The sequence below is a fragment of the Mycolicibacterium thermoresistibile genome, assembly GCF_900187065.1.
Taxonomy (GTDB): domain Bacteria; phylum Actinomycetota; class Actinomycetes; order Mycobacteriales; family Mycobacteriaceae; genus Mycobacterium; species Mycobacterium thermoresistibile.
Window position 1 is genome coordinate 2,640,203 of the sequence record NZ_LT906483.1, and the last position, 20,726, is coordinate 2,660,928.

20 protein-coding genes are annotated in these 20,726 nt (G+C 67.0%); 4 read left to right on the top strand and 16 right to left on the bottom strand.

The genetic code is table 11. The annotated features are described in order from the left end of the window. Positions 1 to 11: 11 nt before the first annotated feature. On the bottom strand, positions 12 to 1,250 hold the full coding sequence (locus CKW28_RS12355) for a dienelactone hydrolase family protein (RefSeq protein WP_003923547.1): 1,239 nt from the start codon (positions 1,248 to 1,250) through the stop codon (positions 12 to 14). Between the two features lie 494 nt (positions 1,251 to 1,744). On the opposite strand from CKW28_RS12355, the gene CKW28_RS12360 reads away from it, so the two are divergent. After that, on the top strand, positions 1,745 to 2,701 hold the full coding sequence (locus CKW28_RS12360; protein WP_003923548.1) for an AraC family transcriptional regulator: 957 nt from the start codon (positions 1,745 to 1,747) through the stop codon (positions 2,699 to 2,701). Between the two features lie 12 nt (positions 2,702 to 2,713). Here the strand turns inward: CKW28_RS12360 and CKW28_RS12365 are convergent, their stop codons facing one another. Genes CKW28_RS12365 through CKW28_RS12375 form a run of 3 tightly spaced genes read right to left on the bottom strand, consistent with a single transcriptional unit; the run spans position 2,714 to position 6,834 of the window. Continuing rightward, complete coding sequence (locus CKW28_RS12365; protein WP_003923549.1) at positions 2,714 to 4,240, bottom strand: acyl-CoA synthetase; 1,527 nt, start codon at positions 4,238 to 4,240, stop codon at positions 2,714 to 2,716. A gap of 18 nt (positions 4,241 to 4,258) precedes the next feature. Next, positions 4,259 to 5,356, bottom strand: a complete 1,098-nt coding sequence (locus tag CKW28_RS12370) for an NAD(P)-dependent alcohol dehydrogenase (RefSeq protein ID WP_003923550.1) — start codon at positions 5,354 to 5,356, stop codon at positions 4,259 to 4,261. A 32-nt stretch (positions 5,357 to 5,388) separates the two neighbouring features. Then, complete coding sequence (locus CKW28_RS12375; protein ID WP_003923551.1) at positions 5,389 to 6,834, bottom strand: aldehyde dehydrogenase; 1,446 nt, start codon at positions 6,832 to 6,834, stop codon at positions 5,389 to 5,391. A gap of 118 nt (positions 6,835 to 6,952) precedes the next feature. Between CKW28_RS12375 and CKW28_RS12380 the strand changes: the two genes are divergently transcribed. From CKW28_RS12380 to CKW28_RS12390, 3 genes are read left to right on the top strand one after another with little or no spacing between them, the layout of a single operon-like run. Next, entirely contained in the window at positions 6,953 to 8,212 is a 1,260-nt protein-coding gene (locus tag CKW28_RS12380; RefSeq protein WP_003923552.1) for a cytochrome P450, read from the top strand. 7 nt (positions 8,213 to 8,219) lie between these two features. Beyond that, positions 8,220 to 8,411 carry a ferredoxin gene (locus tag CKW28_RS12385; RefSeq protein WP_040545881.1) on the top strand — a complete coding sequence of 64 codons (192 nt, stop codon included), beginning with the start codon at positions 8,220 to 8,222 and terminating at the stop codon, positions 8,409 to 8,411. 20 nt (positions 8,412 to 8,431) lie between these two features. Then, entirely contained in the window at positions 8,432 to 8,977 is a 546-nt protein-coding gene (locus CKW28_RS12390) for a TetR/AcrR family transcriptional regulator (protein WP_003923554.1), read from the top strand. On the opposite strand, the gene CKW28_RS12395 is transcribed toward CKW28_RS12390, so the two are convergent. The 12 genes from CKW28_RS12395 to CKW28_RS12450 form a co-directional block, all read right to left on the bottom strand. Beyond that, positions 8,933 to 9,676: a DUF8548 family protein gene (locus CKW28_RS12395; RefSeq protein ID WP_003923555.1), complete on the bottom strand. Its 744-nt coding sequence runs from the start codon at positions 9,674 to 9,676 to the stop codon at positions 8,933 to 8,935. The two genes, CKW28_RS12390 and CKW28_RS12395, sit on opposite strands and share 45 nt — an antisense overlap. 90 nt (positions 9,677 to 9,766) lie before the next feature. Next, positions 9,767 to 10,693, bottom strand: a complete 927-nt coding sequence (locus CKW28_RS12400; RefSeq protein WP_234785022.1) for a GGDEF domain-containing protein — start codon at positions 10,691 to 10,693, stop codon at positions 9,767 to 9,769. Between the two features lie 57 nt (positions 10,694 to 10,750). Continuing rightward, positions 10,751 to 11,515, bottom strand: a complete 765-nt coding sequence (locus tag CKW28_RS12405) for an RES domain-containing protein (protein ID WP_197700586.1) — start codon at positions 11,513 to 11,515, stop codon at positions 10,751 to 10,753. After that, the gene (locus tag CKW28_RS12410; RefSeq protein WP_003923558.1) at positions 11,478 to 12,083 is read right to left on the bottom strand and encodes a hypothetical protein; all 606 of its coding nucleotides are present in this window, start codon (positions 12,081 to 12,083) and stop codon (positions 11,478 to 11,480) included. Before CKW28_RS12410 ends, CKW28_RS12405 begins: the two co-directional genes overlap by 38 nt. A gap of 58 nt (positions 12,084 to 12,141) precedes the next feature. Then, positions 12,142 to 14,064, bottom strand: coding sequence for a hypothetical protein (locus CKW28_RS12415; RefSeq protein ID WP_003923559.1), 1,923 nt, complete (start codon positions 14,062 to 14,064; stop codon positions 12,142 to 12,144). A gap of 226 nt (positions 14,065 to 14,290) precedes the next feature. Continuing rightward, positions 14,291 to 14,638 carry a metal-sulfur cluster assembly factor gene (locus tag CKW28_RS12420; protein WP_040545883.1) on the bottom strand — a complete coding sequence of 116 codons (348 nt, stop codon included), beginning with the start codon at positions 14,636 to 14,638 and terminating at the stop codon, positions 14,291 to 14,293. Continuing rightward, positions 14,635 to 15,096, bottom strand: coding sequence for a Fe-S cluster assembly sulfur transfer protein SufU (sufU, locus tag CKW28_RS12425; protein ID WP_003923562.1), 462 nt, complete (start codon positions 15,094 to 15,096; stop codon positions 14,635 to 14,637). Before sufU ends, CKW28_RS12420 begins: the two co-directional genes overlap by 4 nt. 16 nt (positions 15,097 to 15,112) lie before the next feature. Continuing rightward, on the bottom strand, positions 15,113 to 16,366 hold the full coding sequence (locus CKW28_RS12430) for a cysteine desulfurase (protein WP_003923563.1): 1,254 nt from the start codon (positions 16,364 to 16,366) through the stop codon (positions 15,113 to 15,115). Positions 16,367 to 16,368: 2 nt separating this feature from the next. Further along, positions 16,369 to 17,142 (bottom strand): Fe-S cluster assembly ATPase SufC, encoded by a 774-nt coding sequence (gene sufC / locus CKW28_RS12435; protein ID WP_003923564.1) that lies wholly within the window; start codon positions 17,140 to 17,142, stop codon positions 16,369 to 16,371. Then, positions 17,143 to 18,336: a Fe-S cluster assembly protein SufD gene (gene sufD, locus CKW28_RS12440; protein WP_003923565.1), complete on the bottom strand. Its 1,194-nt coding sequence runs from the start codon at positions 18,334 to 18,336 to the stop codon at positions 17,143 to 17,145. Next, complete coding sequence (gene sufB / locus CKW28_RS12445) at positions 18,336 to 19,808, bottom strand: Fe-S cluster assembly protein SufB (RefSeq protein ID WP_003923566.1); 1,473 nt, start codon at positions 19,806 to 19,808, stop codon at positions 18,336 to 18,338. Before sufB ends, sufD begins: the two co-directional genes overlap by 1 nt. Continuing rightward, positions 19,805 to 20,602: a helix-turn-helix transcriptional regulator gene (locus tag CKW28_RS12450; RefSeq protein ID WP_003923567.1), complete on the bottom strand. Its 798-nt coding sequence runs from the start codon at positions 20,600 to 20,602 to the stop codon at positions 19,805 to 19,807. The genes sufB and CKW28_RS12450 overlap by 4 nt, the downstream gene beginning before the upstream one ends. Between the last annotated feature and the right edge of the window lie 124 nt (positions 20,603 to 20,726).

The window sequence follows — 20,726 nt, forward strand, 5'->3', positions numbered from 1 at the left end:
GGTTGTCCGGTTCAGGGCGTCGGAACGGGCACACCGGTCGCCCAGTTCGGTATGAGCTCGTTGGACGGCAACGTCTTGTCGAGCAACTTCCGGCTTTGCCCGACGCCGGCCACCGGCAGACCTGACGGGTCGAGCAGTCCGAGTTGAGCGAGGACACTGGCCTGATCCCAGTAGATGTGCTCGTTGTAGAGCTTGTCGCCCCGGAACGTCACGACGGCCACCAACGGGATCTCGACGTATCGGCCGGTGGGTGCCACGCCGGGCAGCATCCAGTCGATCTCCCGGTCGTGGGTGAAACAGAGCACCTGCTCCTCGACTATCCGATCGGCCCCTACCGTCCGGGAGACGGGGATGGCCCGCATGTCCGCGGGGTTGGCATGCACGAAATGGTCTGCGTAGAACCTCGCGAGGTCCGTCTTCCCGACACCGCCGGTGAGAGTGGGAACGTGGTTGACGTAGGGTTCGTCGACCATCGTCGCCATCGTGGCGGGTACATCCCGTGTCACGAACTCGTGATGGATGTGCTGGTCCCAGAGCGCGGACAGATCGTAGCGGGGCCCGATCGTTTGCCGGAGCAACTCCAGGGTGCGTGAATACGCCATCGCGGTGCTCACCGGGTCGAAGCTGTCGCGGCCGTGAGTGGCGAACGCATGGTCGACTTCGGGATATTCGTAGACCCGAACCCGGTCGTTTCCGGCGAAGGCGTTCCGAATGGCCCGGCGTGCCGGCTCCGGGCAGAACGCGTCGAGTTCGGCCAGATGGAACACCATCGGCACCTGCAACTCCGCGGCCCGACCGAGATACTCGTGAACGCCGACCCCGTAATAGCTGACCGCACAATCGATCTGCAACGTCAACGCGGACAGGTATGCCAGCAGGCCCCCCATACAGTAGCCGAGGACCCCCACGCCCCCCGCTTGGCCGGGTAGGGCACGCAAGGCTGTCACCGCGTCATCGATATCGTCGACGGCGAGGGCGAAGTCCAGCTCCCCGGCCAGTTGCAGACCCCTGGCCACCCCTGCCTCGTCGTATTCCAACTCGACGCGGCGCTCAGAGCGCCAGAACAGGTCAGGCACGATGGCGACATAGCCTTCCTGGGCGAAGCGATCGGCCATGTCACGCATGTAGCCATTGACCCCGAAGATCTCCTGCAGGAGCACCAGTCCGGGCCCGGACCCCTGTTCGGGCACGGCCAGGTACGCGTCGTAGGTGTCACCCGATTTGGTTTGGACGGCAATGTATTCGCCCATCGATCACTCCTCCTGGTTCGCTGTCGATCACGGCGTCCGAAGCGGTGTGTGCGTGACCCTGGTCAGAGTCAACGCGGCCGTCGCCGACGCTGCTATCCGGCCGGCGGCGCGGTTATCCGGCCAGCGTCAGCTGTCGGCCTGCCGGCCGATTCATGTGCGGTTTCATGTGCGGTGCGCAAATTCTGTTCCGCAGGCGCCGGCCGAACGGGGTCGGCATCCGGCACTCGCACGGCTATCCACACAACGCCACCGTTGTCCGTTCAGCGTCATTCCGGCCCCGCCGTTCGCTGCGGATCGCGCGAAAATGCCTCTGACCAGCGCATCCATGGTCGAGTGTCACGTTCCCAGCGGGACGCCCGTATGGTGCCATTCGATTTACAGAGAACCGGCTGAGCCCTATACTTCGCTCCACACAGCAGGCGGTTGATTCGCAAAGATCAGCAAATGCTCATCACCGCGGGCTATGGAGGTTCACTGCGATGAAGGATGGCCCATTGCTCGAACTGGGCCGCGTCCGCGACCGCGATCAGATCCGGGCGGCAGTCGCCGACATCTTCTGTCCGCACGGTCTCGACGTGCGCAAAGGGTCGGGGCTCGATGCGTCGGTTCGGGCACAGGCGGCCGGGAGCATAAAGCTGGTCTGGGTGACCTACGGCGCACCGGTCCGGATAGACGTCCCACCGCCGTCCGAACCATTCCACTTGGTGCAGATTCCGCTCCAAGGGTACCTGTCGGTCACCTCCGGCGACGAAGAAGTCGTGTCGGATTCGGCCCTCGCCTCCATGCCGGATCCGCGTCTGCCGTGCACCATGCGATGGGAGGCCCATTGCTCCGAAGTCATCGTCCGCATCGACGATGACGTGTTGCACCGGCACCTCGAGTCGCTGCTGGGACACCCGGTGAAAGCACCCCTTCACTTCTCCCTGGGGATGCCGCTCGACTCCGGCCCCGGAAGCAGTTGGCGCGCAGCGATCGACATGATGATCACCGAACTCGACCGCGATGGCGGTCTGCTGAAGTTTCCACTCGTCTCGGCACAACTGGAGTCGCTCATCCTCACCGGTCTCCTGACCGCGCAGCCGCACAACTACACCACCGCACTTCTCGCGGACTCCGGGCCGGCGCCGCCGCGGGCGATCAGGCGAGCGTTGGACTACATCGAATCCGAGTCCGATCGAGCCATCACCACGGCGCGTCTCGCCGCACACGTGGGAATCAGCGCACGTGCGCTGCAACGCGGGTTCCAGGAGCACGTTGGTTGCTCACCCATGGATTACCTGCGCGATGTACGCCTCAGGAGGGCAAGAGATCTTCTGAGCGAAGCCGATCCCTCGGCGGAGGTCACCGTCACCGAGGTCGCGCTGGAATGCGGATTCATGCACCTGGGCCGGTTCTCGGTCGAGTATCGACGCCGGTTCGGAGAGTCGCCGTCCGAGACGCTGCGCCGCTGACGATGAGGGCCCCTACCCCGACGAGTACCGCTCCCGCAGCCGCCCCTTGACCAGCTTGCCGGTCGGTGTCCGCGGCAGGTCGGTGGAGAACTCGTAGCGCCGCGGCAGCTTGTAGTGCGCGATCCGCTCGCGCAGGAACCGGTCCAGTTCCCCGGCCAGGTCCGGGCCGGCCTGCTCACTGGGATGCACCACCGCGAGAACGGATTCGCCCATCTCCGGATCCGGCACCCCGATCACCGCGACGTCGTACACCCCCGGGTGCAGCGCCAGCGCGTTCTCGATCTCCTGCGGGTAGATGTTCACCCCGCCGGAGATGATCGTGAACGACTTGCGGTCGGTCAGATACAGGTAGCCGTCCTCGTCGACGTATCCGATGTCGCCGGTGGTGGTCCAGGTCGGATGGTCGGGATGCCGCGTCTCGGCCGTGCGCTCCGGGTCGTTGTGGTATTCGAACGGCGCCTCGTCCCGCTCGAAGTAGACCGTCCCGGTCTGGCCGACGGGGACCTCCACCCCGTCGTCGTCGCAGATCCGCACGATGCCGAGCCGGGGCCGCCCCACCGACCCGGGCCGCTGCAGCCACTCCTCACTGTCGATCAGGGTGACGCCGTTCATCTCCGTCGAGGAGTAGTACTCCAGCAGGATCGGCCCCCACCAGTCGATCATCGCCTTCTTCACATCGACCGGGCACGGCGCCGCCGCGTGCACCGCGCACCGCAACGTCGACACGTCGTACGACTCGCGCACCTGCGGATCCAGTTTGAGCATCCGGATGAACATCGTCGGCACCCACTGGCTGTGCGTCACCCGGTAGCGGTCGATGGCCCGCAACGCCTCCTCGGCGTCGAACTTGCGCATCATCACCACGGTGGCGCCGATCTGGTGCGCCATCGCCATGAACCGCAACGGTGCGGCGTGATACACCGGCGCCGGGGACAGGTACACCGAGTCGGCGTCCAATCCCATCACCGGCGCGAACAGCGCGGTCACCGGGTCCCCCGGCTCGTCGACCGCACGATCGGGCAGCGGCCGCTTGATGCCCTTCGGAAACCCGGTGGTGCCCGACGAGTACAGCATGTCCACCCCGCAGGGCTGGGCCGGCAGCGGCTCCGACGACGCCGCGGCCAGCAGCGCCTCGTAATCGGAGAACCCGTCGACCAGTCCCAGGGCGATGCGGCGCCGCACCCGGGGTGTCTGCTTCACAGCTGCGCATGCGGTCTCGGCGTAGCGTTCGGCGACGATGAAGGTCTCTGCCTCACAGTCGTTGACGATGTAGGCGACCTCGTCGGCGCTCAACTGCGAGTTGAGGAAGGTGACATACAGACCCGACCGGATCGCGGCCCAGTAGATCTCCAACGCGCGGGCCTGATTGTCGCTGAGCACCGCGATGTGGTCGCCGGGCCGCACCCCGTCGTCGTGGAGATGCCGGGCGAACCGCAGCGACCGGGTGTCCAGTTGCCCGTAGGTGACCGTCTCCCCCGTCTCGGGCATGATGATCGCCGGTTTGTCCGGAGTTTTCAGCGCATGCGTGCCCGGATACATCCGTACTCCTTCGTCAGTTCAGGCGCCGGGAATGAGCACCGGTTTGATGATCTCTCCCGCCAGCGCACGCTGTTCGGCGGTGTTGATCTCCGACAGCGGGAAGGTCTCGATCATCCGGTCGAACGGGAACCGGCCGGCCCGCCACAGCTCGATCAGCCGCGGGATGAAGGTCCGGGGTTCGGCGTCCCCCTCCAGGATTCCGGTGATGGTGCGCCCGATGGTCAGCGCGAGCGGGCCGATGGCCAGCTCACCCTGCTGAACGCCGACCAGCCCCATGGTTCCCCGCACCGCGACGGCCTCCAGCGCAGCGGCGATGACGGCGGGCAGCCCGGTGGTGTCCAGGCCGTAGTGCGTCCCACCCGGCACGATCGCGCGGATCTGCTCGGTGAGCTCACCGGTGTTGGCGACGATCGTGTGGGTGGCGCCGAATTCTTCAGCCAACGCCAGTCTTTCGGTATTCAGGTCGACGGCGATGATCGTCGACGCGCCGGCGACCTTGGCGGCCATCACCGCCGAGAGCCCGACCGCTCCGGTGCCGGTGATGACGATGCTCTCCCCCGGCCCGATGCGCAGCACCTCGAGCACCGCCCCGGCGCCGGTCTGCACTCCGCAGCCCAGCGGGCCGAGCAACTCCAACGGCAGATCCTTGTCCACCACCACAGCGTTGGCTGCGTCGACGACCGCATGGCTGGCGAACGACGACTGCCCGAACCACCGCCCAGCCACCGGTTGCCCGTCCACGTCGGTCAGCTGCGCTGCGCCGTCGACGCCGGGCCCGCCGAGGTTGCGCTCCAGGAAGGTGTCGCAATACGCCGGGTGAGCGGCCAGGCAGCTGCCGCAGGTACCGCACGAATCGAAGCTGAGCACCACGTGGTCCCCGACGGCGACGGTGTCCACCGCCGCACCGACGGCCTCGACGACACCGGAGCCCTCGTGGCCCACCACGATCGGTGGAGTGCCGAATCCCGCTCCCGCCCTGGGCAGTACGTCGGTGTGGCAGTGGCCGGTTCCGGCGATGCGCACCAGGATCTGATGCGCCGCCGGATCGGGCAGGTCGAGTTCCTCGATCTGATAGGGGTCGGTTTCCCCGCGCAGCACCGCGGCTTGGATTCTCACTGTGGGCAGTCCTTTCAGGGCAGGAAGATCGCTCAGGCCAGGAAGATCGACGTGAGCTGCTGGTAGGCGGCCAACCCCTCGGGCCCGAGTTCGCGTCCCAGACCGCTGGCCTTGACCCCGCCGAACGGTGAGCGGAAGTCGAGGGTGTAGTTGTTCACCCCGATGCTGCCGGTCTGCACCCGGCGGGCGACCTGCACACCCCGCTCCGGATCAGAGGTCCACACCGATCCGCCCAGCCCGAATTCGGAGTCGTTGGCGATCGCCACCGCCTCGTCGACATCGGTGTAGGGAATGACCGTGAGCACCGGCCCGAAGATCTCCTCCCGGGCGATGGTGTGGGAGTTCGCCACGTCGGCGAAGACGGTCGGCTCGACGAACCAGCCCCGGTCGAGGTCGGCGGGCCGGCCGCCACCGGTGGTGATCCGGCCGCCCTCGGCCCGCCCCTTCTCGATGTAGCCCTGCACCCGCCGCTGCTGATTCTCGGTGGCCAGCGGACCGATCTGGGTCGCGGCGTCCAGCGCGTTGCCCACCTTCAGCGACCGCGCGAAATCGGTGAGGATGTCGACGGTTTCGGCATAGCGGCTCCGCGGCGCCAGCACCCGGGTGCCCAGATAGCAGGTCTGCCCGTTGTTCATCAGCGTCGCGGCGAAGAACTGTTCGAGCAGGGCCGGCAGGTCGGCGTCGTCCAGGATGATCGAGGCGGACTTGCCGCCGAGCTCGAGCGTCACCGGGCGGATCAGCCGGCCGCACGCTTCGCCGATCGCCCGGCCGGCCGCGGTCGACCCGGTGAACGCGACCTTGTCCACGCCCGGGTGTTCGACCAGGTAGGCACCCGTCTCCCGGCCGCCGGGAACGATGTTGACGACGCCGGCCGGAATGTCGGATTCCTCGATCGCCTCGGCCAGCAGGTAGGAGTCGAGGACCGTTTCCGGCGACGGTTTGATCACCGCGGTGCAGCCCGCCGCCAGCAGCGGTGCGAGTTTGAAGAACGTCAGGGTCTGCGGGAAGTTCCACGGCACGATCGCCGCGACCACGCCTACCGGGGTGCGGCGCACCAGCGTGGTGCCACCGGTGAACGAGGTCCGCTTCTCCTCAACGGGTTGTTGTTCGGCGAGTTCGGCGTAGTAGTTCAACAGCATCGCCGGCATGACCGCCTCGGTGACCGACGAGATCGAGATCGGCATGCCGTTCTGGGTGCTGACGGCTTTGGCGATCGCCTCACCCCGTGAGGTCAGGGCGTCGGCCAGCGAGGTGATCGCCGCCCGCCGCTGCTCGGCGGTCCAGTGGGCCCACCCGGTGGGATCATCGAACGCTCGCCGCGCCGCGCCGACGGCGGCGTCGACGTCGGCCGGACCGGCCGCCGGGACCGTAGTGATCGGGTCGCCGGTGCTGGCCTCGATGAGCTGGATGCGTTCGGAGGTGGCCGGGGCCGCCCAGCCGCCGTCGATCCAGAAGCCCTTGGGTTCGGTCTCCGTCATCGTCACTCCCCAGATTCTTCGTGCTATGGCTCCGCCGTCGGCCGACGTTGTGTTGTGATGCAGGTAACCGTAACATAATCTATGTTTCGTTCATGTCGGCCTCAACCCGGGAGGGGAAATGACGGTCCAGCCGGTCACTGACACCACGTGGGATGTCAAGCATGTCAACGTCTTCGATCCGCAGTGGTGGGTCGACGGCCCGCCGCACGATCTGTTCAAGCGGATGCGGGCGGAGTCGCCGGTGCACTGGTACCAGTTCGCCGACGGCGAGGGGTACGGGCCCGGGTACTGGTCGTTGTTCCGGCACGCCGATATCGCGACGGTCAGCCACGACACCGAAACGTTCTCCAGCAACCGGGGCGGGCTGTTCATCCACCCGGATCAGATGCTGAGCCTGGACGTGCTCACCAACATGCTGAACTTCATGGACCCGCCCACCCACACCCGCTACCGCAAGATTCTGGCGCGGGTGTTCACCCCGGCCGCGGTGGCCAAGATGGAGGACGGTATCCGCGCCCGGGTGAACCGCATCATCGACAAGGTCATCGAGGCGGGTCGCTGCGATTTCGTCGAGGACATCGCGGTGCCGATCCCGCTGGGGATCCTGATGGAACTGATGGGTGCGCCCGAAGAGGACATGCCGAAGTTCTATTACTGGACCGAGGCCATCGAACAGGCGATCCGGGACCCGGAACCCAACACCGGTGTCGAGGTGTTCGACGAGATGGGCGCCTACCTCACCGAACAGATCGAGCGGCAGACGACGGAGGCCGTCGAGGACTCATTGGTGATGCGGCTGCGCAACGCCGAGGTCGACGGCGAGAAGCTCACCGACGTCGAGATCGTGATGTTCTTCGGGCTGTTGACCTTCGCCGGCAACGACACCACCCGCAACACCGCCTCCGCCGGGCTGCGCACCCTGCTCGAGCATCCCGATGCGCTGCAACAGCTTTATGACGATGCGGCGTTGATTCCCAACGCGATCGAGGAGATCCTGCGCTACACCTCAGTGGTCCAGTGGTTCGCCCGCACCGCCACCCGCGACGTCGAACTGGGCGGCCAGAAGATCTCCGAGGGCGACAAGGTCGTCATGTGGTACGCCAGCGGATCCCGCGACGAGGCGGTGTTCGACGATTCCGACACCTTCGACATCCACCGCCCCAAACCCGACCATCAGGCGTTCGGCGGCGGTGGCCGGCACTTCTGTCTGGGTGCGAGCCTGGCGCGGCTGGAGCTGCGCATCATCTTCGAGGAGGTGCTCGGCCGGATGAAGAACCTCCAACTCGCCGGCACCACCGAAATCCTGCCGTCCAACTGGGCCTACGGACTGACCAAGCTTCCGGTGACCTTCACCGCGGGGCGTCGGCTGGAAAGTTGAGTGAAACATGAAAGCATTCGTTGATCGCGACAAATGTGCGGGCATCGGCATGTGTGAAGCGACCGCGCCCAACCTCTTCGAGGTGAGCGACGACGGACAGGCGATCGTCCTCACCGACGAGATCGCTGGTGAGGACCGGGCGGCGGCCCGGGAAGCCGTCGACAACTGCCCCGCGGGAGCGTTGACAATAACCGAATAACGCGAACAGATGGGTAGGGCATGCACAAGATCGTCGAGCGGGAGGACTACTTCTCGGCGGCCATCGACATTCTCGCCGAAGATGACCATGGCGGGCTGAAGATCACGCCGTTGTGTCGCCGACTTCAGGTGACGAGCGGCTCCTTCTACAACTACTTCGGCGGTTGGGCGAACTTCAAAACCGAACTGCTGGAATTCTGGCTCGACGACCGAACCGTGCAGCTGGCCGAAGCCGCCCGTCGCCACGAGGACGCCGAACAGGGGATGATCGCACTCATCGAGTTCTCGTGCGGACTCCCCCACCGCGCCGAGGCGGCCATCCGGGCCTGGTCGCACAGCGACGGCGAGGTGCTCAAGATCCAGTCGACCGTCGACGAACAGCGCTACCGGGTCACGTTCGACATCCTGGAACGCCTCCTCGGCGATGCCACCGACGCCGAACACCGTGCGCGGCTGGCGCTGTTCGTCACGACCGGCTACCAGCAGGTGCAGCCCTTACCCGAGGTGGAGCATCTGCGGCGCTCACTGCACATGGTGTTCGCGGACATCCTCCCCGCCCTCGCTTGATTGATAGGGCCGACCGGATTCCCGACGCCAGATGGCGTGGTCCAACCGGATGGTGTTCCACCGCTGGTTGTCCGACACTGCGCGGACAAGTGCCGCCGCGTGAGCGGGCGCGACCTTGGCAGGTGGACGATCGAGGGCCCGAGCGACGAAGTTGACCACCATCCGGTCGGCTTTCACCGCCGGCACCTGCGCCAGGATCAGCGCGTAATTCCATGTGACTCCGGACCGCTGGCCCGGTATCACGCACCAGGCCTGCTTGGCTGAGTCGAAGCTTTCCGCGCTCTGCGCGGCGGCACGCAGATCTGCGGTACTGCGAATACCCAGTGCTGTCAACGATTCTGCGCACCGGGCGACCGCTTCGGCTTTCAAGGGAGCGCCCGGGCTTGTCGATGTGGGTCGCAGGTTCCCGATCCGGGTCGCCCATGGCCGCGGTCCGCCGAGTTCCCTGATGGTGGCCGACAGTTCGTCGGTTCCGTCGGTGTCGGCGCCCCCGTCCTGAGCGGCCCGATACTCCCGATAACGCCGGACGATGTTCTCCACCGTCGAATAGCGCGCGCCGGTTGAATAGATGGCGTCAATGATGCACAACGCCAGTGATTGCGGATATCCGGTCGGCGTGAACCACCGGTCTGGATCTCCGAGTTCACGAATGCAGGCGTCCGTCAGTGCCGCGACGCCGGCGTGATCCGCCTCCCCCACGATGCCTCCCCTGATCGTTCGGTGTTTCGGGGAAGATAACAACGGCCTCCGACAAAGCGGGTCAGGACAACCGGGTTATGACAGAACGGCCTATCGGCCGGGAACCGCTTTTCGACTGCGCTTGCGCCGGTAGAGATCTGCGTCGGCGGCGGCGAAAAGCGTCGCGAAGTCACACTTGTCGGCCGGCCCCACCGCGACGCCGTAGCTGACGTGTACCGCCTGTCCGTCGACGAGTTCGGCGGCCAGTTCCCCAGCACGGTGCTGATCACAGCTGGCGATGACCACGAATTCGTCGCCGCCGACCCGACCGAGGGCCGCCGATGCCGGTACTCGGGCTGCCCAGCGCCGGGTGAGCTCGACCAACACCGCATCCCCGACGAGATGCCCGTCGCGGTCGTTGATGGTCTTGAAATCGTCGACGTCGAGCACGATCACCGCGACCGACCGCCCACGACGACGCGCCCGGGAGATGATCTGCTCCGCTTTCAGTTCAACCCCGGCGCGGTTCCATACCGTCGTCAGCGGGTCATGCAACGCCATCGCGAACAGCGCTGAACTTGCCAGTCCGTAGACTTCGCCGGCTCCGGGGATACAGACCACGTACAGCACCACCCACATGATCGGGACCGGCGCCGGCGCGATGAGCAACGCAGTCGCGGCGGCGACCGCGATCGCACCCGATGCGACCCGCGCGGTGGCCCCACGGTGCCAGGTGTGCAGGAACACCGCCATGAACATCGGCGGCACTACCGACCACGACTGGCCGGCGATCTGATCATGGAACAGCAACGCGACTGTCGGCGCCGCGCCGGCACAGCCCAGCGCCGTCACATACCGCCGGCCCCGCAGTGGTCGCGGCGTGGCTGCAGCCACTCCGACAACACACAGCAGCACCGCCAGGACTTCGCCGCGGGCATCCGAGGGCGGAGTGTCCACCGCGACGGCGACACCGACGGCGAGTGCATACAACACCAACAGAATCAACAGGTAGGCGACCAACATCCGGCGCCGCAGCATCGCGTCCAACGGTGCCAGGGTAACGCTCCCCAACCGCTGGCGGTGCTGTTTGCCGAATCAACCGCCGTCGCGCTCGATCACCGCGCGGAGCTGTTCGGCGATCTCGTCGACAAGTAACCGCCCCGGACCTTCGTAGAGCGCGGAGACGCCGGGTGGAGCGAGCTTCCAGCTACCGCGCCCGGCCCGACAGCGAGTACTGCCGAACAGCACGACGGCCTCCACGGGTTCTTCGCCGGCCAGTTCGGACTGCCGCGAATGCCACACGAACCCCTGTAGCGCCTGTCCCGCCGGTCGCTGGGTGAGCGCCGCCCTCGCCAGGCGCCGCGTGCATGGATAGTGCTCGGCCGAACCTGCCACCACTGCGCCGCGCGACAGGCCCATTCGTTCCAGCTCCGGATCGCGTAAGTCACCGAGGGTGGCACTCGCTGGAACGTGAACGTACGCCAACAGCTTGCCGAGCAGGTCCCGCTCGTACCCGGTTCGGCCACTGCGATGGTGGACATCGTGGAACACGGTTTCCAGGAGGGCCGCGGTGCTCGTCGCAGCGAGGTACATACTCGGAAGACGCTTATTGGTGATCGGATCATCGATGGGAGAGAACCGCGCGTCGCCGAATCCGGGATTGTGCTCGTCGTAGCCCCATTCCGCGTCGTACACCCGAAAGAGCGTGGTGCCCGCAGCGAGCGGAACAGCCTGCAACGGCGGCAGTTCCGGCGCGACCGGACAGCGATCCGGATCCGGGCATGCGATGTCCTGCGGTGGCGGTACGCCGGCGATCGGCACGTTATGCCGCAGGCGGCGAAGCGAAGCGCTGCGCCGCATGCAGCGCCCGCGCCGGTGCGGAGCGGGCCACCTCCTCGGGGATCTCGCCAGAGAGGAGGCTAGTCGGGCTCGTCAACCAGGTCCACAGGGCCCAGCCGTCGATACCGGCATTGCGCAGCGCGGCCAGGATCGGCTGTAGTTCCGTCCGGGGTTCACCACGCTCATCGAGCTGAAACGCCGGAATCAGCGTGCGGCCCTTGTGGCTGACGGTGAAAAGCTGGTTGGTTTCGCGCCGCCGGGCCACCCAGGTTCGCGTGGTCGATTCGGCCTTGTCGCCACGCACCTGCTGCAGCGTTTCGTACCTGAACGTCGGGGTCGTCAGCAGGGCATCGCGGTGGGTGGCGAGCCGCTGCGCCTGAGCCAGCGACGCCGGTGGCGTCAGGCTCACGTTCGCCGCCATCAGCGCGCGCAGCAGGTCGTCCCGGCGGGCGGCGACGTGGTCTGCCTGCACCGCGCGGACCTTCTCGAGCAGTTCGAGCGCCTCAGTGACGTCGTCGACATCGACGCCGCGGACCTCGACGTGATCCGAACGTGCGGCGACGTCGTAGGAACAATCGACGGCAGCCATACAACAAGTGCAGCGATCAACTGCACCCGCTTCAATTGCTACATTACCGCCGGACGTGCTATCCCCGGTTCGCCATCCAACTGCGGTGCCGCATCGCGGCCTTGCGTGCAGCCTTGGCCAGCTTGGCGTCGGGCAAGTGCTCCCCGAGCGCGTCGAGCACCGCACCGGTCTCGGCCGCGGGATGCCGCCACATGTCGTCGAGCATCGAGGACAACTCCTCGGCACTCAGTGATCCGGTGAACAGCCGGCACAGCTCGTCGGGGTCGTCCAACGCGGCGGCGAGCACATCCACCACGACGCCGATGGTCACGAAGTCGCCGACGGCCTCGTCGTCGGCCAGGCCGTGGCTCACCAACCACAACGCGGCGTGTCCGGCGGCCGGGCTGTCGAGCAGCTGGCGGACCAGGGGCGCGACGGTCTCCGGCTCGAACCGTTCCAGCGCGACGAATCCGACCAGCCGGGCGACGGCGGTATCGGCGTCGGCGATCGCCGTGACGATCATCTCGGCCCGCTCGGTTGCGGAGCGCCCCGGTTGCCACGCCGCCAGGACGGCCGGATGTTGATCGTCAGACACGGAGCCGAGCGCGTCGATCAGCGCCGCACCATCCGCGTCGGCGAGATCGCCGACGGTGGTCAGCACGTAGCCCGCGTCGGGAACCAGATCAGCAATGACGTGACGGCCCAGCGCAGTCAGCCGCACCACCCCGCCGGCCGGATAGCTGTCGTCCCACCGCGTCGCCACGGCTACCGTGTCGACCCACTCGATCACCCCCGCCGCCTCCAAGGTGGTGAAGATGCGGCTGACGTCTTTTTCGGTGATCGCCTCGAAGGTATCCCGCCAGCGATCGTCCTCGCCGAACTGCTCGTCGACCACCACGCGCGCCACATCGACGATCCGGTCGAACTCAACCTCGGTGTCGTGCGCCAACAGCGGGGCCAGCCAATGCACGATCCCGGCGTCGAGCAGTTCGTCCAACAGGTCGAAGATTGTTCGGTATCGACTCCCCCGCAACGTGAGCGGCCCGCCTTCGACGACGAGCCGGGCCAGTGCCACCGCCTGATCGACGGTGGACCGGCGCCCCCACGCCTGCACCGGAACGAGGCGGCGCTGATAGACCCGCACGGCCCGCACACGCTTCGCCACGTCGATGAAGAAATTCAGCCCCGGCAGGTGCTCGGTCGACGTGGTTTTGAAGGTGGTTCCGCCGTGCTGAGGGTCGAAGCGATCACCGGTGTCGAGGAGTTCGACCAGCGCCCGACCGTCGGCCAACTTGAGATTGCCCTTCTGGGTGAGGGGCTTACCAGCGCCGAGATAGTCCCGCAGCGCCTCGACCTTGCGCGGCAGCGCCGCCGCCAGCGCGGCGGCTTGCACCTCCGTCGGCGAGGGCGGAAGGTAAGTGAACGGCAATTCGAGCAGTTCGGGCTGCGGATCGAAAAACCGGTCGGTGGCCGCCTTGCGCTGCTCGAACGGCAGCGTGTTGAACTCGTCCATACGTGCCTGGACGGCGTCTTTCAGCTCGTCCTCGGTCAGCGCCTCGCCTTGGTCGAGGTCGAAAAACAACGACTTGGCCATCCCGAAATTGGCGGGGTCGGCCATTCTCGTGCGCATCGCTGGGATCAAGCCTTCGGTGTAGGTCATCAACCGCGCTGCACGGTCGAAACCGCCCCGCAACCGGCCGGTGTCGGCCAGGAATTCGACGAACGCGCTGAGGGCCCGGCAGATACCGTCGGCAGCCTCGGGCGGCGCCGACAACTTGCGCGGACACCAGCCGAGCAGGAACTCGCCGATGTCGGCCTCGTCATAGGCGTCGAGCACACCGGTCGAGTAGTGGAAACGCCAGTCGAGAAAGATGTCAGCATCGGAGACCACCGCCCCCGTGTCGGTCGTCCCATGGCGACCCTCTAGCCACTGGCCGAACTCGGCACACAGTTGGTCACGAATGGTGGCGAAGTCGTCGTCGCTGGCAGGTACGAGCGGCATCGGCTCAGTCTGTCACACCCGGTCGAGGCCCCTTCACATCAGGTCGACCTCAAACCCTTCGTCGCGACCCCCCCGAGTTATCCGCTTGAAGCTTAACTCCCCTGGTACGGGAAACCGTTGGCCCGCTGCGCGGTCGAACGCCTCTGCGTTCTCGAAGATGCGCGCCTCCCGCTCCACATGCATTTCACATGCAGGCCGGATCCGGGGCGTGCGCTCGCGCCGGTCTTTAGACCGTGAAACCGAGCGCGCGCAACTGCTCACGCCCGTCCTCGGTGATCTTGTCCGGGCCCCACGGCGGATTCCACACCCAGTTGATCCGCAGCTCGTCCACGAGCCCGGCACCGACCAGCGCGTTGCGGGACTGATCCTCGATCACATCGGTGAGCGGGCAGGCCGGCGAGGTCAGGGTCATGTCCACCTTGGCGATGGTGCCCTGCTCCCCCTGCTCGACCTGCAACCCGTACACCAGCCCCAGGTCCACCACGTTGATGCCCAGCTCGGGGTCGACGACGTCGCGCATCGCCTCTTCCAGGTCGGCGAGGAACTCCTCGTTGTTCACAGCCGTGTCACTCATCGTGCTTCCTCCAGGTCTTGCGTGCGGGCCGCCTGCGCCACCGCATCCTTGAACGCCATCCACCCCAGCAGCGCGCATTTCACCCGCGCCGGGTACTTCGCGACGCCGGCGAACGCGATACCGTCCCCGATCACGTCCTCATCCCCGTCCACCTTGCCGCGCGAGGTGACCATCTCGGTGAACGCAGCGACGGTCCGCAGCGCATCCTCCACCTTCTGCCCGATCACCAGGTCGGTCAAGACCGAGGTGGCGGCCTGCGAGATCGAGCAGCCCTGCCCCTCATAGGACACATCGCGCACGACGTCACCATCGCCCAACGTGACCCGGAGCCGCACCTCGTCACCGCAGGTCGGGTTGACCTGATACGACTCGGCGTCGAACGGCTCGCGCAACCCGCGGTTCAGCGGGTGCTTGTAGTGCTCCAAGATCACGTCCTGGTACATCTGCTCGAGTCGCACTGTCACCGATCCCCTGTCACCGGTCCCCGAAGAACTCCACCGCCCGGCGCACACCGGCCACCAGACGGTCGACCTCGTCGAGCGTGTTGTACACCGCGAACGACGCCCGGGCGGTCGCGGCTATTCCGAACCGCTGGTGCAGCGGCCACGCGCAATGGTGCCCGACCCGCACCGCGACGCCGTCGTCGTCGAGCACCTGCCCCACATCGTGGGCGTGCACCCCGTCGACCACGAACGACACCGGCGAACCGCGCAGCTCCATCGACGTCGGGCCGATGATGCGCACCTGCTCGATCCCGGACAGCCCCTCCAGCGCCGCGGCCACCAGCTCGGCCTCATGCGCCTGAACCGCATCCATCCCGATCGCGCTCAGATACCGCGCGGCCGCGGCCAGCCCCACCACCTGCGAGGTCATCGGGGTGCCGGCCTCGAACCGTTGCGGCGCCGGCGCATAGGTGGCGCCCTCCATCGAGACGGTCTCGATCATCGACCCGCCGGTCAGGAACGGCGGCATCGCCTCGAGCAGCTCACGCCTCCCGTACAGCGCGCCGATCCCGTTGGGTCCCAACATCTTGTGACCCGACCACGCGGCGTAGTCCACCCCCAGCGCGTGGAGGTCCACCGGCTGGTGCGGCACCGACTGGCAGGCGTCCAGCACCGTCAGCGCACCCACCGCGCGGGCCCGCGACACCAGCTCCTCCACCGGCGCGATCGCCCCGGTCACATTGGAATGATGGGTGAACGCAACGACTTTCACCCGCTCGTCGAGTTCGAGCGAGTCCAGGTCGATCCGGCCGTCATCGGTGACCGAGTACCAGCGCAGCTCGGCACCGGTGCGCCGGGCCAGCTCCTGCCACGGGATCAGGTTGGCGTGGTGCTCCAGCTCGGTGGTGACGATGACGTCCCCCGGACCGACGGCCCGGTCGAACCGGTCGTCGCCGAGCACGTACGCCACCAGGTTGAGCGCCTCGGTCGCGTTCTTGGTGAACACCAGCTCGTCCGGATCGGCCCCGACGAACGCGGCGATGTCGGCCCGCCCCTCCTCGTAGGCGTCGGTGGCCTCCTCCATCAGCTGGTGCGCCCCCCGGTGCACCGCACCGTAGGAGGTGGTCAGGAACTCCCGTTCGGCGTCGAGCACCTGCACCGGACGCTGCGCGGTGGCCCCGGAGTCCAGATAGGCCAGCTGACTTCCGCCCCGCATCACCCGCTGGAGAATCGGGAAGTCGGCGCGGATGGCGCCGAGATCCAGTCGGTTCGGTGCGACGGTCATGATCAGGCTCCGGCAGCGGCGGCCTGGGTGAACCGTTCGTACCCGTTGGCGTCGAGCTCGTCGGCCAGCTCCGGGCCGCCGGACTCCACGATGCGCCCGCCCACGAACACGTGCACGAACTGCGGCTGGATGTACCGCAGCAGCCGGGTGTAGTGGGTGATCAGCAAAATGCCGGCATCGGCCTCCTTGGCGTAGTTGTTCACGCCCTCGCTGACGATCCTCAACGCGTCGACGTCCAGACCGGAGTCGGTCTCGTCCAGGATCGCGATCTTCGGTTTCAGCAGCTGCAGCTGCAGGATCTCGTGGCGCTTCTTCTCACCGCCGGAGAAACCCTCGTTGACGCTGCGCTCACCGAACGACGGGTCGATGCCCAGCGACTCCATCGCCTGCCTGACCTCTTTGACCCAGTGCCGCAGCTTCGGCGCCTCACCGCGCACCGCGGTCGCGGCGGTGCGAAGGAAGTTCGACATCGACACACCGGGCACCTCGATCGGGTACTGCATCGCCAGGAACAGGCCGGCCCGGGCCCGCTCGTCGACGGACATCTCCAGCACGTCCTGACCGTCGAGCGTGATCGACCCGGAGGTCACCGTGTACTTGGGATGTCCGGCGACCGCGTACGACAGCGTCGACTTGCCGGACCCGTTGGGGCCCATCAACGCATGGGTCTCCCCCGACTTCACCGTGAGGTTGACACCCTTGAGGATCGGAATCTCCTCACCGGTGTCGGCGGCGGTGACGCTGACGTGTAGATCCTTGATTTCCAGTGTGGTCATTTACGAAAGCTTTCCTTCGGTGATGGCGAGCTCATGCTCGATGGCATCGGTCAGGCGGTCACGCACCTCGGGCACGGTGATTTTCTGGATGACCTCGTTGAAGAAGCCCCGCACGATCAGCTTGCGCGCCTGATCCTCCGGGATGCCGCGGGCCTGCAGATAGAACACCTGCTCGTCGTCGAACCGCCCGGTGGCACTGGCGTGCCCGGCTCCGACGATCTCGCCGGTCTCGATCTCCAGGTTGGGCACCGAGTCGGCGCGGGCGCCGTCGGTCAACAGCAGGTTGCGGTTGATCTCATAGGTGTCGGTGCCGGTCGCCGCGGCCCGGATCAGCACGTCGCCGACCCACACCGCATGCGCGTCGGGCCGCTTGGAGTCCGGATCGCTCTGCAGCGCACCCTTGTAGATGACGTTGGAGCGACAGTGCGGCACCGCATGGTCGATCAACAGCCGCGACTCCAGATGCTGCCCGTCGTCGGCGAAGTACAGCCCGTACAGTTCGGCGTCACCGCCCGGCGCGTTGAACCGCACCCGGCCGGTCATCCGGACGACCTCGCCGCCGAGCAGCACCGCGGCATGGCGCAGCACCGCGTCCTTGCCCAGCGCGGCGTGATGCATGCTGACGTTGACCGCGTCGCCGGCCCAGTCGGCGATCGACACCACCTTCAGCGTCGCGCCGTCACCGACGACGAACTCGATGTTGTCGGCGTAGACCCCGCTGCCACGCTGGTCGATCACCACCACGGCGTCTGCCAGCTGCTCGACGCGCACCTGCAGATGCCCGTAGGCGGTGGCCCCTTCGCCCGGCCCGGTGATCGTGATCTCGATCGGGTCCTCGACATGGGTGTTCCGGCCGACGGTGACGACCGTCGCCGAGTTGAACGACGAGAACGCCTGGGCGGCAACCCGATCGGCGGGGACACCGCCCTGGCCGAGCCGCTCGTCGCCGCGGCGGGTGGTCTCCACCGTCACGCCGGGCCGTTCGGTCACCTCGATCGTCGCGGCGCCGGTCGCGGGTGCCGACCCGTCGTGCAGGCCCCGCAGCCGGCGCAGCGGGGTGAACCGCCAGATCTCGTCGCGCCCACCGGGCACCTCGAACGCGTCGACGTCGAACGAGGTGAAGATCTCTCCCTTGTTGAGCGCGGAGCCGGCGGGTGTCCCTTCTGCCGCTGCGGTCAGATTCTGCGCGCCCACTAACCCACCGCGCCTTCCATCTGCAGCTCGATGAGCCGGTTGAGCTCGAGCGCGTACTCCATCGGCAGTTCCTTGGCGATCGGCTCGACGAAGCCGCGCACCACCATGGCCATCGCCTCCTCCTCGGTGAGGCCACGGCTCATCAGGTAGAACAGCTGCTCCTCGCTGACCTGCGACACGGTCGCCTCATGCCCCATCGTGACGTTGTCCTCCCGGATGTCCACATACGGGTAGGTGTCGGAGCGGCTGACCGTGTCGACCAGCAGGGCGTCGCACTCGACGTTCGAGCGGGAACCGTGCGCGCCCTTGTTGATCTGGACCAGGCCGCGGTAGGACGCCCGGCCACCGCCGCGCGCCACCGACTTGGACACGATGTTGCTCGAGGTGTTCGGCGCCAGGTGCAGCATCTTGGCGCCGGTGTCCTGATGCTGGCCGGGGCCGGCGAACGCCACCGACAGCACCTCGCCCTTGGCGTGCTCACCGGTCATCCACACCGCCGGGTACTTCATCGTGACCTTGGAGCCGATGTTGCCGTCGACCCACTCCATGGTGGCGCCGGCCTCGGCCCGGGCCCGCTTGGTGACCAGGTTGTAGACGTTGTTCGACCAGTTCTGGATGGTCGTGTAACGGCACCGCCCACCGGGTTTGACGATGATCTCCACCACCGCCGAGTGCAGCGAGTCGCTCTTGTAGATCGGCGCGGTGCAGCCCTCGACGTAGTGCACGTAGGCGCCCTCGTCGACGATGATCAGCGTCCGCTCGAACTGGCCCATGTTCTCGGTGTTGATCCGGAAGTAGGCCTGCAGCGGGATGTCGACGTGCACGCCCGGCGGCACATAGATGAACGAACCGCCCGACCACACCGCGGTGTTGAGCGCGGAGAACTTGTTGTCCCCGGCCGGGATCACGGTGCCGAAGTACTGCTTGAAGATCTCCGGATGTTCCTTCAGCGCGGTGTCGGTGTCCAGGAAGATGACGCCCTGGGCCTCCAGGTCCTCGCGGATGGAGTGGTACACCACCTCCGACTCGTACTGCGCCGCGACACCGGCCACCAGCCGCTGCTTCTCGGCCTCCGGGATGCCCAGCTTGTCGTAGGTGTTGCGGATGTCCTCGGGCAGGTCGTCCCAGGTGGTGGCCTGCTTCTCGCTGGACCGCACGAAGTACTTGATGTTGTCGAAGTCGATGTCGTCGAGGTTCGACCCCCACGTGGGCATCGGCTTCTTCTCGAAGGTGCGCAGCGCACGCAACCGGATGTCGAGCATCCAGTCCGGCTCGTTCTTCTTGGCCGAGATGTCGCGCACCACGTCCTCCGACAGCCCCCGCTGTGCGGCGGCGCCGGCCTCGTCGGGGTCCACCCAGCCGTAGCCGTACCGGCTCAGCGCATCGATGGTCTCCTCCTGGCTGAGCGGCGCGCCCAGCTTGCGGTCAGACGTCGCGGTGACGTCGGACTTGGTGTCCGGGGTGGCGGTCATGAAGACGCTCCTTGTGGGCTCGTGGTGGCTGTTCTGGGCTGCACTCGGTTGGGCTTTCTGGGCTGTTTCCGGTGGGACGGCATCCGGTTGGGCAGGGGCACGTGGGTCGTGCAGGCGTTGTCGCCGTTGACGATCGTGGCCAGCCGCTGCACGTGGGTGTCGAGGATCTCCGCGAAGGCCTCGCGTTCGGCGTCGCACAACTCCGGGAACTCCTCGGCGACATGCGACACCGGGCAGTGATGCTGGCAGATCTGCACACCGTCGACCGGCCCCGGTACCCGCGACGTGGTCGCCGCGTAACCCGCCCTGGTCAACGCGCGGGCCACCCGTTCGGCAGTCGATTCAACGTCACCGGCCCCCTCGGATACTCCCAGGACCCCCGCCAGGATGGCGTCGATGCGGCGGCGGGCGAACGTCCGCACCGCATCGTCCCCGCCGATCTCCCGCAGATGACGCAACGCGTCGACGGCGAGATCGTCGTAGGTGTGGCCGAGCTTGGCCCGCCCCGCCGGTGTCAACCGGTACCGTTTGGCCGGCCGGCCACGCCCGGTGTGCTCCCAGGGCGCGGCGGCGACGGCCTCGGCATCGCCCGCTTCGATGAGGGCGTCGAGGTGCCGGCGCACACCGGCCGCCGAGATGCCCAGCCGCTCCCCGATCCGGCCCGCGGTGACCGGACCCTGCAGCAGCAGCCGGAAGATGGCCCGGCGAGTGTGTCCGTCGGCGACCGGAGCCACACCATCGGCCGGCGCCGACACCGCGGCACCGGTCGAGACGGACTCCGAACCGAATTTCACAACACCATTGTGACGGAATTCAGAAACCGCTTCCACCCAGGGCACCCTAAGTCGGCGCTCGGGCCGGTCGCCCCGGGCGATGCGGACCGCGCGGGTCACATCACGCCGACGGTTACGCTGCTCG

Bases quoted from the DNA above. Each gene is read 5' to 3' on its own strand.
- CKW28_RS12355 (WP_003923547.1), bottom strand. From the start codon at position 1,250: ATGGGCGAATACATTGCCGTCCAAACCAAATCGGGTGACACCTACGAC.
- CKW28_RS12365 (WP_003923549.1), bottom strand. From the start codon at position 4,240: ATGTATCCGGGCACGCATGCGCTGAAAACTCCGGACAAACCGGCGATC.
- CKW28_RS12375 (WP_003923551.1), bottom strand. From the start codon at position 6,834: ATGACGGAGACCGAACCCAAGGGCTTCTGGATCGACGGCGGCTGGGCG.
- CKW28_RS12380 (WP_003923552.1), top strand. From the start codon at position 6,953: ATGACGGTCCAGCCGGTCACTGACACCACGTGGGATGTCAAGCATGTC.
- CKW28_RS12385 (WP_040545881.1), top strand. From the start codon at position 8,220: ATGAAAGCATTCGTTGATCGCGACAAATGTGCGGGCATCGGCATGTGT.
- CKW28_RS12390 (WP_003923554.1), top strand. From the start codon at position 8,432: ATGCACAAGATCGTCGAGCGGGAGGACTACTTCTCGGCGGCCATCGAC.
- CKW28_RS12400 (WP_234785022.1), bottom strand. From the start codon at position 10,693: ATGCTGCGGCGCCGGATGTTGGTCGCCTACCTGTTGATTCTGTTGGTG.
- CKW28_RS12405 (WP_197700586.1), bottom strand. From the start codon at position 11,515: ATGCGGCGCAGCGCTTCGCTTCGCCGCCTGCGGCATAACGTGCCGATC.
- CKW28_RS12410 (WP_003923558.1), bottom strand. From the start codon at position 12,083: ATGGCTGCCGTCGATTGTTCCTACGACGTCGCCGCACGTTCGGATCAC.
- CKW28_RS12415 (WP_003923559.1), bottom strand. From the start codon at position 14,064: ATGCCGCTCGTACCTGCCAGCGACGACGACTTCGCCACCATTCGTGAC.
- CKW28_RS12420 (WP_040545883.1), bottom strand. From the start codon at position 14,638: ATGAGTGACACGGCTGTGAACAACGAGGAGTTCCTCGCCGACCTGGAA.
- CKW28_RS12430 (WP_003923563.1), bottom strand. From the start codon at position 16,366: ATGACCGTCGCACCGAACCGACTGGATCTCGGCGCCATCCGCGCCGAC.
- sufC (WP_003923564.1), bottom strand. From the start codon at position 17,142: ATGACCACACTGGAAATCAAGGATCTACACGTCAGCGTCACCGCCGCC.
- sufB (WP_003923566.1), bottom strand. From the start codon at position 19,808: ATGACCGCCACCCCGGACACCAAGTCCGACGTCACCGCGACGTCTGAC.